The sequence below is a fragment of the Kitasatospora sp. NPDC056651 genome (assembly GCF_042792155.1).
In the GTDB taxonomy this organism is placed as follows: domain Bacteria; phylum Actinomycetota; class Actinomycetes; order Streptomycetales; family Streptomycetaceae; genus Kitasatospora.
This window is the reverse complement of sequence record NZ_JBHTWX010000024.1, coordinates 44,812-57,918: the sequence shown is the minus strand read 5'-3', so window position 1 is coordinate 57,918 and position 13,107 is coordinate 44,812. Positions and strand designations below refer to the sequence as shown.

General features: G+C 73.8%; 12 protein-coding genes. 5 read left to right on the top strand and 7 right to left on the bottom strand.

From position 1 onward, the window contains the following. Positions 1–118 precede the first annotated feature (118 nt). Positions 119–961, bottom strand: coding sequence for a siderophore-interacting protein (locus ACFRAR_RS12635; RefSeq protein WP_380697655.1), 843 nt, complete (start codon positions 959–961; stop codon positions 119–121). Between the two features lie 501 nt (positions 962–1,462). On the opposite strand from ACFRAR_RS12635, the gene ACFRAR_RS12630 reads away from it, so the two are divergent. The 5 genes from ACFRAR_RS12630 (at position 1,463) to ACFRAR_RS12610 (ending at position 6,025) form a co-directional block, all read left to right on the top strand. Continuing rightward, positions 1,463–1,837 (top strand): ectoine synthase, encoded by a 375-nt coding sequence (locus ACFRAR_RS12630; RefSeq protein WP_380697653.1) that lies wholly within the window; start codon positions 1,463–1,465, stop codon positions 1,835–1,837. A 162-nt stretch (positions 1,838–1,999) separates the two neighbouring features. Next, the gene (locus tag ACFRAR_RS12625) at positions 2,000–2,968 is read left to right on the top strand and encodes a pseudouridine-5'-phosphate glycosidase (protein ID WP_380697652.1); all 969 of its coding nucleotides are present in this window, start codon (positions 2,000–2,002) and stop codon (positions 2,966–2,968) included. Then, on the top strand, positions 2,965–3,663 hold the full coding sequence (locus ACFRAR_RS12620; protein ID WP_380697650.1) for an HAD family hydrolase: 699 nt from the start codon (positions 2,965–2,967) through the stop codon (positions 3,661–3,663). Before ACFRAR_RS12625 ends, ACFRAR_RS12620 begins: the two co-directional genes overlap by 4 nt. Before the next feature lie 101 nt (positions 3,664–3,764). Then, positions 3,765–5,219, top strand: a complete 1,455-nt coding sequence (locus ACFRAR_RS12615) for an MFS transporter (RefSeq protein WP_380697648.1) — start codon at positions 3,765–3,767, stop codon at positions 5,217–5,219. Continuing rightward, a complete protein-coding gene (locus ACFRAR_RS12610) occupies positions 5,216–6,025 on the top strand; it encodes a hypothetical protein (protein ID WP_380697647.1) in 810 nt (269 codons plus the stop codon). The genes ACFRAR_RS12615 and ACFRAR_RS12610 overlap by 4 nt, the downstream gene beginning before the upstream one ends. An 81-nt stretch (positions 6,026–6,106) precedes the next feature. On the opposite strand, the gene ACFRAR_RS12605 is transcribed toward ACFRAR_RS12610, so the two are convergent. From ACFRAR_RS12605 to ACFRAR_RS12580, 6 genes are all read right to left on the bottom strand, one after another. Beyond that, positions 6,107–7,420 (bottom strand): MFS transporter, encoded by a 1,314-nt coding sequence (locus ACFRAR_RS12605; protein WP_380697645.1) that lies wholly within the window; start codon positions 7,418–7,420, stop codon positions 6,107–6,109. Between the two features lie 121 nt (positions 7,421–7,541). Beyond that, complete coding sequence (locus ACFRAR_RS12600; protein ID WP_380697644.1) at positions 7,542–8,870, bottom strand: hypothetical protein; 1,329 nt, start codon at positions 8,868–8,870, stop codon at positions 7,542–7,544. After that, positions 8,867–9,103, bottom strand: a complete 237-nt coding sequence (locus tag ACFRAR_RS12595) for an MbtH family protein (protein ID WP_380697642.1) — start codon at positions 9,101–9,103, stop codon at positions 8,867–8,869. Before ACFRAR_RS12595 ends, ACFRAR_RS12600 begins: the two co-directional genes overlap by 4 nt. Beyond that, the gene (locus ACFRAR_RS12590) at positions 9,100–9,834 is read right to left on the bottom strand and encodes a DUF6875 domain-containing protein (protein WP_380697641.1); all 735 of its coding nucleotides are present in this window, start codon (positions 9,832–9,834) and stop codon (positions 9,100–9,102) included. Before ACFRAR_RS12590 ends, ACFRAR_RS12595 begins: the two co-directional genes overlap by 4 nt. Continuing rightward, positions 9,831–11,714 carry a non-ribosomal peptide synthetase gene (locus tag ACFRAR_RS12585; RefSeq protein ID WP_380697639.1) on the bottom strand — a complete coding sequence of 628 codons (1,884 nt, stop codon included), beginning with the start codon at positions 11,712–11,714 and terminating at the stop codon, positions 9,831–9,833. Before ACFRAR_RS12585 ends, ACFRAR_RS12590 begins: the two co-directional genes overlap by 4 nt. Next, positions 11,711–13,105, bottom strand: a complete 1,395-nt coding sequence (locus ACFRAR_RS12580) for a cytochrome P450 (protein WP_380697638.1) — start codon at positions 13,103–13,105, stop codon at positions 11,711–11,713. The genes ACFRAR_RS12585 and ACFRAR_RS12580 overlap by 4 nt, the downstream gene beginning before the upstream one ends. Positions 13,106–13,107: the final 2 nt, after the last annotated feature.

Here is a 13,107-nt window from a genome sequence, read left to right as displayed (position 1 = left end):
TCCACCGGGCGGTTCGCACTCGCCCCCCGCCCGGTGGAGCCCGTTCCCGCGCACGGCCTCGTGCGGCGTGCTCGGGTCGCCCGGCCGTCGCGCGGCTCGGAGCCGTACGCGGTGCGGATCAGCCGGCCTGCTCCTGCTCGGCCTCCACCTGGGCGTTCCACTCGCGCTTGACCGCCCGCCAGTCGTCGTCGTTCTGGCCGAACCGCCAGTACCCCGAGATCGACAGCAGCTCGCGCGGGATGCCGTGCTCCAGGCGCAGCAGACGCCGCAGTTCCTTCACGAAGCCGGCCTCGCCGTGCACGAACGCGGACACCGTGCCGGCGGGGAACTCCAGCGCGCCCACCGCCTTGACCAGCGCTTCGCCCACCGGGCGCGCGCCCCGGTGCAGCCAGCTGACCTCGACCCGGGCGGGCGAGACGATCTCCTGCTCCTCCGCGGTGTCCGCGACCTCGATGAAGGCGTGCACCACGGCATCGGCCGGCATCCGCTCCAGCGCCGCGGCGATCGCGGGCAGCGCGCTCTCGTCGCCCGCCAGCAGGTGCCAGTCGGCGCTCGGGTCGGGGGCGTAGCCGCCACCGGGGCCCAGGAAGCGCACCGTCTCACCGGGCTGCGCGCGGGCCGCCCACGGCCCGGCCAGGCCCTCGTCACCATGCACCACGAAGTCGACGGTCAACTCGCGCAGCGCCGGATCCCAGGCCCGCACGGTGTACGCCCGGGTGACCGGCCACTGCTCGGGCGTGAACTCCTCGCGGATCCGCGCCATGTCGAAGGGCTCCGGGTAGCTCACGCCCTCGGCCGCGAAGAGCACCTTGATGTAGTGGTCGGTGAACTCGCCGGCGTCGAAGCCGTCCAGACCCGCACCGCCGAGGACCAGGCGCACCATGTGCGGTGTGATCCGCTCGGTGCGCAGCACCTGCGCCTCGCGGACCTGTGGCGTCCGGCGGGTCGGTCGATCTGCCATGGCGTCTCCCTGGGCTGTGCGGCCATGCTCGTTGGTTAGGCTTGCCTAAGTTAGCACCTGGAGGTGGCGCACCGCTCAGGGGCGGCAGTCGAACTCGATGTCACCCGGCCGGGAACATGGCGCTCCGGCCGTCGAAGGCCGGAGCGGCTGCTTCCGCCGCCTCTTCCCTCGGGGCGACCTGACGAACTGTCCGGGACCTGACGAGGATCCGCGACGGCGCTTGTGGGGCCCCCGGCCCGATCCACACAGTGAGGGTAGTGATCAGCGCTCGGTGCGGGTCCCGGCAGTGGGGGCGTCCGCGTCGAGTCGAGTCCTCGTCCGGCCATCCCGGGGGTGCTCCATGCCGTTGTCGCAACTCGCCGCAGCCGCCGGCGCGCACCGTGGGAGTCCTGTCGACCCGGTGCGGCCGCGCGTCGCTCCGGGCGCCACCGTCCGCGGACCGGCGCGCAACTGACGCACCATCAGTCATTCCTCGTCAACCCCCACCCAAGGAGTGTCCCTGTGTTCTCCCGCAGCGTCGACGACGCCGTCCCCGTCGTGCGGGGCAACGGCACCGGCCGCCGGCACCTCGTCGAGGCCGACGGGACGGGCTTCGCCTACGCCGTGACCCTGGTGCGCCGGGGCACCACGAGGGCCCTGCGGTACCGCGACCACCTGGAGGCCTGCTACTGCGTCGCGGGCTCCGGCGAGGTCGTCGAGAAGGACGGCACCCGGCACAGGATCACGCCCGGCACCATCTACGTCCTCGACGAGCACGATCCGCGTCACCTCGTGGCCTCCGACCACGAGGACCTGCACCTGGTATCGGTCTTCGATCCGCCGATCGCCGGCACCGAGCGGCACACCCTCTCCGAGGGCGGCCGTTCCCGGATCTGACCCGGCGTCGAGCACCCGCACCGGCCGCGCTTCCGGACAGCGGGCCGGTGTCCACGCGCAGTCCGCACCAGCGGTTCCTGGAAGGAACCGGCACTGTTCCCGACGGTTCGCTCGCAGTCGGAGCCGTCCCGTCGCCCGTACCGAAATCGCTGAGGAGTCCCCATGAACGCCACCACCGCGGCGCTCGCCGCCGACCCTGCAGTGCTGGACATCGACGAGGAGGTGCGCGAGGCCCTGTACGAGGGCCGTCCGGTCGTCGCCCTGGAGTCCTCGGCCATACCGCACGGGTTACCCTACCCGGCCAACCTCGACCTGGCTCTCGACATCGACGCGGCGGTCCGCGAGGCCGGCGCCGTCCCCGCCCGGGTCGCACTGATCGACGGCCGGATCCGTGTGGGCATGACCAAGGAACAGCTCGAACTCTTCGCCTCCGACCCGGGCGTGCCCAAGGTCAGCACCCGGGACATGGGCATCGCCCTGGCGCGTGGCGGCCGCGGCGCCACCACCGTGTCCTCCTCCCTCGTGGCGGCCGAACTGGCCGGAATCCCGGTGTTCGCGGTCGCGGGAATCGGCGGCGTGCACCGCGACGCACCGCACTCCTTCGACATCTCCGCGGACCTGGTGCAGTTCACCCGCAGCCGGGTCGCCGTGGTGTGCGCCGGCGCCAAGTCGATGCTGCACCCCGCGTGGACCCTGGAGTGGCTGGAGACGGCGGGCATCCCCGTGATCGGCTACGGCTGCGACGACTTCCCCGCCTATCTGAGCGTCAGCAGCGGTGTGCCCAACCCGCACCGGCTCGACGACCTGCGCGAGATCGCCGCCGTCACGCTCGCCCACTGGCGGACCGGGAACGCCACGGCGACACTGGTCGCCCACCCGATCCGCGACGAGGACGGCATTCCGTCCGCCGACATCGAGGCCGCCCTCGCGGAGGCCACCGCCCAGGCGCAGGCCGCCGGTGTCACCGGACCCGCGATCACGCCGTACCTCCTGAAGGCGCTGTCCCAGGTGACCCGCGGACGCACCTCGGCCGCCAACCGGTCCGTGCTGCTGTCCACCGCGACCGTGGCAGGGGAGTTCGCCGTACAGCTGTCCGCGGAACTCGCCGAGTACGCCGGGGCGCGCTCGTGACGCGGTACGACCGACCCGACGCCGTCCTCTTCGACCTGGACGGCACCCTGCTGGACACCCCGGGCGCCATCGCCGGAGTCCTGCACCGGGTGCTGGAGTCGACCGGACACCCGGACGTCCCGGCGGACCGGGTACGGGCCACTGTCGGCAAGCCGCTCGCGGCCGTCTTCGCCGAACTCACGGGACTCACCGAGGAGGATGCCCGGGTGGCCGAGTCGGTCGCCCTCTTCCGGGAGTCGTTCCGGGAGGAGGTCGTCCCCCAGGCCGCCGACCTGGTCTTCCCCGGCGTGCCGGAGCTGCTGCGCCGACTGCGGGCGCAGGGAGTCAGGACGGCGATCTGCACCAGCAAGATCCGGCCCAGCGCGCTGGAACTCCTCCGACCCGCCGGTCTGGTGGACGAGTTCGACGCCGTCGTCTGCCACGGCATGGCCCCGCGCGGCAAGCCCCATCCCGATCTGGCGCTCCTCGCGGCCCGGTCGATCGGTGTCGATCCGGTGCGGTGCGTGGTCGTCGGCGACGCCGTGGACGACATCCGGATGGCGACGGCGGCCGGCATGCCGGCGATCGGCGTCTCCTACGGGGTCGGCTCGGCGCGGCAGCTCGTCGAAGCGGGCGCCGCGTCGGTGGCGGACACGGTCGGCGCGCTGGAACAGGCGCTGGGGCGCAGGCCGTCGACGGCTCCGGCACCTTCCTGATCATTCCGCTCTTTCAGCCCCCAGCCCCCCAGCCCCCCAGCCCCCCAGCCCCCCAGCCCCGTGACCCGGGGCGACAAGACGACCAGGCGGTCATCCACACCATGTCCCAACCGAACGCACCCTCCGCCCCGACGGCCTCGCGCAGTCCCGTCGGCGGCCTCATCACCCTTTCCGCGGCCCAGTTCCTCATCGCACTCGACTTCTCCGTGATCTTCGTCGCCCTGCCCGACATCGGCTCCGACCTGGAGCTGTCCGGCAGCGCCATGCAGTGGGTCGTCAGCGCCTACTCCGTGTTCTTCGCCGGCTTCCTGATCGTCGGCGGCCGGGTGGGGGACCGGCTCGGCGCCCGGAAGCTGTTCATGGCCGCGCTGGTGATCTTCGGCGTCGCCTCGCTGCTGGGCGGCCTCGCGGCGAACGCCGCGCTGCTGCTGGTCGCCCGCGGCGCCCAGGGCGTCGCCGCGGCCTGCCTCCAGCCGTCGATCCTGGCCCTGGTGAACACCACGTTCCCGGCGGGACGCGAACGCACCCGGGCGCTCGCGGTCTGGGGCACGGTCGGTGCCAGCGGCCTGGCCGCGGGCGTGGTCATCGGCGGACTGCTGACCACCGTCTCCTGGCGCGCGACGTTCTTCGTGAACCTGCCCTTCGCCGTGCTGTGCTCACTGGCCGCCCCCCGGTTCCTGCCCGGGAAGGCGGAGCAGGGCCGCACCGCCGCCCTCAACGTGCTCAACGCCGTGCTGTGCACCGCGATGGTCCTGGTCTCCGTCCTCGGCCTCACCCTGGCCGCCGACATCGGCTGGACCGACCCGCTGACGCTGGGCAGCTTCCTCGTCGGAGTCGTCCTGCTGGCGCTGTTCACGGTGCGGGAGCGGGGCAGCGGCCGGCCGCTGGTCGATCCGGTGCTGCGGCGCACCCGCAGCCTCGTCATGGGCTGCGGCTCCTCCGCGCTGTACATGGCGAGCGTGGCGGGCGTCGAGTTCTACCTGGTGACACTGCTCCTCCAGGACGGCCGCGGCTACACGCCGCTCGCCGCCGGGATCGCGTTCCTCCCGCTCGCCGCCTGCATCACCTTCGGCAACATGATCGCCGGAAAGCTGGTCGGCCCGCTCGGCGTGCGCCGCTGCCTGACGCTGGCGTTCGTGGTCGGCGCGGCCGGGCTCCTGCTGCTGGGCCTGTCCGCCCGCAACCACGGCTACCTCGTGGCGATGCTGCCCGGCCTGGTCGTCAGCGGCCTCGGGCACGGCATGATCTACACCTCGATGTTCGTCGGCGGCACCCGCGAGGTGGACGACCGCAACCAGGGCGTGGCGGGGGCGCTCATGACCACCACCCAGTACGCGGGAGGCGCCTTCGGCGTGGCGGCCCTGATCCTCGTTCTGGGCACGCACCCGGGCGACGGGGCGTTCCGTACCGGCTTCCTGCTGGCCGGCGCGGTCGCGCTGGCCGGTGCGGTGCTCGCGTGGCTCGGCTTCGCCCCGGGTACCGAGGCCGCTCCGGCCGAGGCGGCCGCGCCGGCGGACGGCGTCCCGACCGTGGCCGCGGCGGGTGAGGTCCGATGACGGCGACCGCGGCCCGGCTGGGCATCCTCGTCATCCACAACGACCCCGTGCCCGAGACCGAGATCTGGCGGATGGCGCCCGAGGGCGTGTCGGTGCACACCGCCCGCTTCGAGTGCCCCCGGCCCGACGACACCGAGTACGTGGGAAGCCCCGCGGGCGCCCTGGCGAACGCACCCGACGTCGTCCGCGGGCTGGACCACCTGGGCCGGCTGGGCGCGCACAGCGTCGCGCTCTGCTTCGGGTCGAGCAGCTTCTTCGGCGGGCCCGCCTTCGACACCGAGTTCGTCGAGGCGGCCGGCGCGCACGCCCGCGGCGTACCCGTGTACACGGCGGCCACGGCCATCACGGCCGCCCTGCGGGCGTCCGGGGTGCGACGACCGCTGCTGGTCATGCCGCCCTGGTTCACCGAGCCGACGTTCCGGGCCGCGGCGGACTACCTGGGCGAGGTCGGCATCCGGCAGACCCGGATGGTCCAGTTCGCCCTGGGCCCGGAGTGGGACGGCGTGGCCCGCTACAACGCCTTCGACGAGGGCGCCCACTGGACGATCGACCCCGCCGAGGTGCACCAGCAGGTCGTCAAGGCGTTCCACGACCCGGACCTCCCGCGACCGGACAGCGTCCTGGTGCCGGGCAGCGGCTTCCCCGCCCGGGCCGCCGTCGTCCCCCTGGAACGGGAACTGGGCGTTCCGGTCATCACCTCGAACCAGGCGGTCCTCTGGTACGGCCTGCGCCGCGCCGCAACCGGAGCCGCTCCGGACGCCGGGGCGGCGGCGCACGGAAGCCTCTTCGCCCGACGGCTTCCCTGACGGCGGGGGCCGGCGACCGGTGTCCCGAGGGCACCGGTCACCGGCCACCACCGGCGGACACGGCCTGTCAGCGGACAGGGCCTATAAGACGAGGGGGTCCTTGGTCGCCGGACGGTCCTCCGGGACCGTGGTGCTCAGCGCGCGGGCCTCGCGGTCGAGGGCCAGGTGGAGGCCGACGCCCAGCATGGGAAGCGCGGCCAGCGCGAACCCCCACTGGATGTCCCAGCCGACCAGCAGGCCCATGGCCGCGATGGAGAGCGGTTCCAGCGTGGCCCGGGGCAGTTCCATCACGCTGCTGACCCGGCCCAGCACGTCCGTCGGGGTCCTGGTCTGGATGAACGTCGGCAGCGCGACGTCGCTGGAGTACGCGACGCCGATCCCCAGCAGGGTGAGCACCGCCGCCGCGCTCCACACGGTGGGAAGGAAGCCCAGCAGCACGAAGGCGGTGCCCTCGCAGAGCGTCATCCCGATGATGAGCAGCCCCCAGCGGCGCGGCAGTCCGGTGAAGACCGCGCCGATGGTGCCGATCAGCTGCCCCAGTCCCCAGGCGGACAGCAGGACGCCCAGGGCGAGCGAGCCCTGGGGGAAGGTCTTGGCCAGTGCGGGAAGCCCCACGCTGAAGAGGCCGCTGTAGCTGAGGGCCGCCGCGCCGATCAACAGCAGGACGGTGCGGATCTCCCGGCTGCGTCCGGCGTAGCGGAGCCCTTCGACGATCTCCCGCCGGATCGCCGTGAACGATTTGGCGCGTTCGTCGGCCTCGCCCGCCTCGCCCGCCTGGTCGGAAGCCTGGTCGGCCGCCTGGTCGGACGGTTGTCTGCGGGGCGCGCCGAAGACCGTCAAGGCGGCGAAGAAGAAGGTGAGCGCATTGAGCAGGATGGTGGTCGACGTCCCCACCGCGGCCACGAGGGCGCCGCCCAGGACCGGCCCCAGCAGTCGGGCTCCCTGCTCGCCGAAGCCGACGAGCGCGTTGCCCCGGGCGAGGTGCTCGGGCGGCAGGAGGGAGGGGATGATGCTGCCGGCGGCCGGCCAGAAGAACGCTTCGGCGACGCCGGTGAGCGCGCCGAGCGCATAGAGGTGCCACGTGTTCACGTGGTCCGCCAGGGCGATCAGCCCCAGCGTGGTGACGGCGAGCCCCCTGACCGCGTGGGAGCAGAACATGACGGCACGCGGGGAGAGCCGGTCGGTCACCGCGCCGCCCACCAGCATCAGCACGCCCCGGGGGACGGCCTGGACGAGCAGGATCGTGGCCAGCGTGGTCATCGATCCGGTCTCGTTCAGGATCAGCCAGATGAACGCGACCTCGAAGCTGTAGTCCCCCACCAGGGAGACGGTCTCGCCCAGCCACACCCGCCGGAAGGGCCGGTGTTTCAGCGGCTGTCGCACCTTGTCGAGCATCGACTACCTCCCTGCTCTTCCACTTTTCCACGATGAGGGACCGCGGGACACCGCGGGGCACGCACTCTTCGGCGCTCCCGGTGGGGCGCGCGCGGCCGGTCTGTGGTGGGGAACGTTCTCTTCACTGGGGTGCGAACTCCAGGTGGAATCTGTCATGGACGGACGTGACGAGCCGGCGCAGCTCGTCGTGGGTGGCGACGGCGCCCCGGACGAATGCCAGACGCTGTGCGGGGTGGCGCCAGTCGACGGGCTGCCCCGGGGCCGTCGCCACGTCGACCTCGCCGACACCGGGGAGGGCCCGCACGGCGTCGGCGCCGTCGATCGCCCGGACGGTGCCGACGGTACGCGGTGGCACGATGAAGTACTCGAAGGTCACCGCCGCCGGCCGGGGGGCCGTGACGGGCTCGACGGGGTGCTCCAGGGCCAACGCGAAGGCGAGGGCGAGCAGATCGATGCCCAGCGCCCGGTCCAGCAGGCCCACGGCACGCCCGCCGACGCGTCCGTTGACCTCGATGACCCGGGGGCCGTCCGGGGTGAGCTTCACCTCCGTGTGGGTCACCCCGGTCGTCACGCCGAGGGCCCGGACCGCGGCCGCCGCGAGCTCGGCGACGTCCTTCTCCACGGCGGGCGCGAGGGTGGCGGGCAGGAACAGTCCGGTCTCCCGGAGCGGGTCCGCCAGGGCGAACTTGCCGGTGACGCAGAGGGTCGTGACCTCGGCGTGCTGCACGACGGCCTCGACGGAGACGTAGTCCCCCCAGTCCGGCCCGGCCACCGTCGGGTCCCCGGGCAGGTACTTCTCGACGACGAAGTCGCGCGGTCCGCTGCCCGGGCCCGGCCGCCCGTCACCAGGTCCAGGTCCAGATCCGGGGCCGGGGCCGGGTTCGAGCCCGGGTCCGGGGCCGGGAGCGAGGCCGACGTCGGCCAGGGCGCGCCGCTGCTGCTCCGCGTCCGCCAGCCGGACGGTGTCCTGACTGCCCGCCCCGGTACGGGGTTTGAGCACCACGGGATAGCCCAGGCGGCGCACGGCGGCGTCGACCTCGGCGGCGGACCGCACCACCAGGCTCGGGGTGTGGTCGACCCCCGCCGCCGCGAACGCCGCGCGCTGGTCGGCCTTGTCGGTGAGCAGCCGGACGGTGTCCGGCCGGTGGTAGGGCAGGCCGAGGGCCTCGGCGAGCCGCGCGGTGCCGGCGAGACAGTACTCGCTGAAGGTGACGATGCCCACGGGGCCGTGCTCGCGCAGCAGTTCGGCGGCGGCGGCGTCGTCGTGTCCGCTGATCTCGCAGACCCGTGCCCGTCGGCGCATCCCCGCGAGCAGCGGTGCCACACCCGGTACGGCCGGATCGCAGACGAAGACCACGTCGCACAGGCCGCGGGCGGCGCCGAGGATCTCGGCCGGCCCCGCAGCCCCCCTGCCGTAGACGACGGCGACCGTGGCGAGCGCGCCGGTCACGGGGACCCCGGGGAGCCGGCCGGGCCCGCGGGGACCGGCGCGGCGGGGGCCGCCTCGCGCCGGGCGGACTTCGGGGTCATGTCCTGCCACTCCTCCGCGATCCTGTGCAGGCAGTCCTCGCGGGACGCCGGCTCACCCACCGTCCGCCACCCCTGGGGGACCTCGTGGTAGGTCGGCCAGATCGAGTACTGCTCCTCGTGGTTGACGACGACGTGGTACTGGTCCTCGGTCACGGCGCGTCGTTCTCCTTTGCCTTCGGGGCGAGTTCGGGCAGACCGTGGCGTGCCACGGCGGTCGTGTACAACTCGCGCAGGAGCGGGTCGCGTACACGGCCCCGTTCGTAGTGGGCGCGGAAGTTCTGATCGTAGACCTTGAACCAGGTGCGGTGCTCGTACAGGAAGAGCACATCGTGGGGCGCCATCCGGCGGATCGCGAACAGGCCGACGGGGGCCACGGAGACGGGGAAGAGCGGGTTGCGCACGGCCCGTTCGTCGCAGTTCGGGTGGAACTGACCGACCATCAGCCCATGGGTGACCGCACTGTTCTTCAGGCCTTCGTACGCCTCGTCGAGGATCCGCCAGCCCGTCGGCCCGGTGACCGGCAGCACCACGATGCGGCAGTCGAGGGAGGCCCCGGTGTGCGTACGGCTGCGCTCCGTGCCGAGGGCGAAGGTGGACATCTCCGCCTCCAGGGCCTCGCGCAGCCGCCGCTCGTCCTCCCCGGTGATGTCGTAGCGGAAGCTGAACTGGACGTCCTTGCCGCTGAGGGCGGGCGGGATGAAGGGGCAGACCGGTCCGGTGCGGCCGATCTCGTCGTGGGGCCGGCTGATGTACTGGCGCAGCCAGGTGTGGACCCGGGCGAAGTCCCGGGCGTGCCGGGCGGGTGACCGGGGTTCGATCACCCGGATCCACAGGCCGTCCAAACTGGCCAGATCATTGTCCTGATCCCGCATCACCTGGGTCATGCGACGGTCTCCTGGGCTCGGTCGCCGTGGGGTGCCGGGGTGGCGCTCGGGGCGGTCAGCCGGCACAGATCGGCGTACGTGGGAGCGGCGTAGAGCTGGGCGAAGTCAAGGGTCGGTCCGAGCTGGGTGCGCACCTGTTCGACCAGTCGCATCAGCCCCAGGGAGGTGCCGCCGTCGGCGAAGAAGTCGGAGTCGGGCAGCGGGTGGTGCCCCGTCTGGGCCTCCCAGACCGCGGCGAGTGCGGGGTGGCCCGGTGCGGCGTCGTCGGGCGCCCGAGGGTCCGGGTCGTCCGCGTGCGTCCGAGGGTTCGCGTCGTCCGGGTCATCCGCGTCGTGCCCGTCGTGCGTCCGGGCGTCCACGAGACGGGCGAGGGCGGCGCGGTCCACCTTTCCGGTGGGCCCCAGCGGAAGGGCGTCGACCGCGATGATCCGCTCGGCCACCAGATGGCGCGGTGCCCGCTGCGACGCGCCCCGGCGCACCGCGTCGGTGTCGACGGACGCGGGCGTGAGGAAGGCGGTCAGGACGGCGCCGTCGGGCCCGGTGCCGGTGATGACCACGGCGTCGTCGACGGCGGGATCGGCGGCGAGGACCGCCGCGGCCTCGGCCGGATCGGTGCGGAAACCCCTGACCTTCACCTCGTCGTCGGTGCGCCCGAGGAAGTCCAGGGCGCCGTCGGGGAGGTGCCGTACTCGGTCACCGGTGCGGTACATGCGGGCACCGGGCCGAGCGGAGAAGGGGTCGGGCACGAACCGCGCGGCGGTCGCGGCAGGGTCGTGCAGGTAGCCGCGGGCGAGCCGGGGGCCGCCGAGGAAGAGCTCGCCCACCGCGCCCGGGGCGACGGGCCGCAGCCGCCCGTCGAGGACGTGGCACGTCGTTCCCGCGATGGCGGTGCCGATGGGGAACGCGGCGGAGTGCTCGCGGTCCCACGCGGCGGCGTCCCCCAGGGTGCTGAAGGTGGTGTTCTCGGTCGGGCCGTAGCCGTTGACCAGCCGGGTGGCGGGGTGGGCGGCGGTGAAGGAGCGCGCGGTGTCGGCCGGGACGGTGTCACCGCCGGTGACGAGGGTGCGCAGGCTGCCCAGTGCCGGGCCGTGGTGGGTGGCCATGAGGCGGAAGAGCGGGGCCGTCAGCCAGGCCGTGGTGACCTCCGGCAGGGCCAGGAGGGCGGCCAGCTCGTGGAGTGCGAGGGGGTGGTGGTCCGCGGCCGTGATCCGGGCCCCGGCCAGCAGCGGGGACCAGATCTCGAACGTGGACGCGTCGAAGGCGAGGGTGGAGTGCAGGAGCACGCCGTCGCCGGGGCCCAGCCGCAGGGACTCCGCCCCGAGTGCCAGCCCGGTGACCCCCCGGTGGGTGACGCCCACGGCCTTGGGGACTCCCGTGGTGCCGGAGGTGAACATGACGCAGGCCAGGTCGTCGGGGCCGGCCGGTGAGGACGGCACCGCCGCCGCGGTGGTCCGCTCCGTGAGGAGGGAGGGGATGTCGTGCACGGGAACTCCCAGGTCCGCCACGGCTGGGCCGTCACCGCCGTCACCAACGTCGGCGCCGTCGCCGGCGTGCAGGGCCAGGGCCGCCCGGGCCGTGGCGGCCATGAGCCGGACGCGGTCCGCCGGGTACCGGGGGTCGACCGGCACGTAGCAGCCGCCCGCCATCAGGACGGCCAGCATGGCGAGGACGGTCCGGCGGTCGCCGTGGCCGACGATCAGCACGGGGGTGCCGGAGCCGACGCCCTCCGCCCGGAGCGAGGCCGCCGCGGCGCGTGCCTGGGCCAGGAGCTCCCCGTAGCGGATCTCGCCGAACCGGTCGGCCAACGCCACGCGCTCGGGGAACGCCTCGGCCACGGCGGTGAAGCGCTGCTCGATCCGGGTGTGCGGTGCGGTCGTCATCGTGCCCCCGAGGGGTGCTTGCGGGCGTCGCCGAGGTCGACGGTGCCGTTATCGGCGTCGGCGCCGGGGCCGGTGCCGGGGTGCGGGGTGAACACGGCGCGCGGACTGGGGTCCGGAGTCAGGGCGATGGCCGGCCGCAGCCCGGTCGCGGCCCGGTCGCCCAGCAGGGTGAACCGGCCGTTCGCGAGGATCGTGGCCGTGGCGAGCTGCGCCTCCAGCAGCGAGAACTGCCGCCCCAGGCACTGGTGGGGGCCCGCCCCGAAGGGGAAGTACTGCTGGACGGGCGGGCGCCGGCCCAGGAAGCGGTCCGGGCGGAACTCCTCGGGTGCCTCCCACAGGGTCGGGGCGCGGTGGATGGCGTAGGTGCTGGCCAGGACGAGGTCGCCGGGCTCGAGCCGCACGCCGGCCGCTTCGACGGGGGTGTCGATGCGGCGGAAGAGCGCCCACGCGGGCGGGTGCAGCCGCAGGGACTCCTCGACCACCGCCAGGGTGTACGGCAAGGTCCCCTGGGGGATCGACGGCGCGGCACGCAGGGCGCCGAGGTCGGTGGAGCGGACCTCGTCGAGGGTGCGGGCCAGGGCCGGGGGCGAGCCGGCCAGGTTGTGGAAGGTCCAGGTGAGCAGGGTGCCCATGGTCTCCACCCCGGCCACGAAGATCGACATCAGTTCCTCGCGCAGCACGTCCTCGGGCCGGTCGCCGGGCGCGTCCCCCCGCCGGTTCAGGACGGCGACGAGCGACGGGAGGACCCCGTCGGCCGTAGCCGGCGCGGGCTCCCGGGCCGCCCGGTGTGCGATGAACTCCTCCAGCACCGCCCGGTTCCGCGCGAACGCCTCGCCGTCCGCGTCGGTGACGGTCTCCGGGGCGAACAGCCGCCGGTCGAGGTAGTGGACGGCCGCGTCCACCGTCGAGGTCAGGCGCGCCAGTTCGGCGCCGGTCAACTCCGGGTCCACGAGCCGGAGGATGATCTCGATGCTCAGCTGCTGGAGGGTGTGTCCGAGGTCGAGCTCGCGGCCCGCCCCGGGCAGCAGCCGACGGCCGACGAAGTCCTCCGCGCTCTCCAGCACCAGGGTGTGCAACTCCGCGACGGCCCGGGCGGAGAACATCGGGCGCAGCAGCGCGCGGCGGTGGCGCCACTGCTCCCCGGAGGCGACCACGAACAGCCCGCTGCCCACCAGTTCGCGCAGCAGCCCGCGGTGGTTGCGGGTGCCGTGGGCGAGGGCCGCGGCGGCGACGGCGGGCTCCGCCGCGACGATCAGCCGCGTGCCGTCGTCCAGCGGGACGGCGCTGACCGTCCCTTCGTCGCGCAGCCGCGTCATCAGGCCCAGGGGGTCGCTGCCGAGTTCCCGGTCGAATTCCTGGTAGCCGACCGAACTCACGGTGATGCTCGCCACGG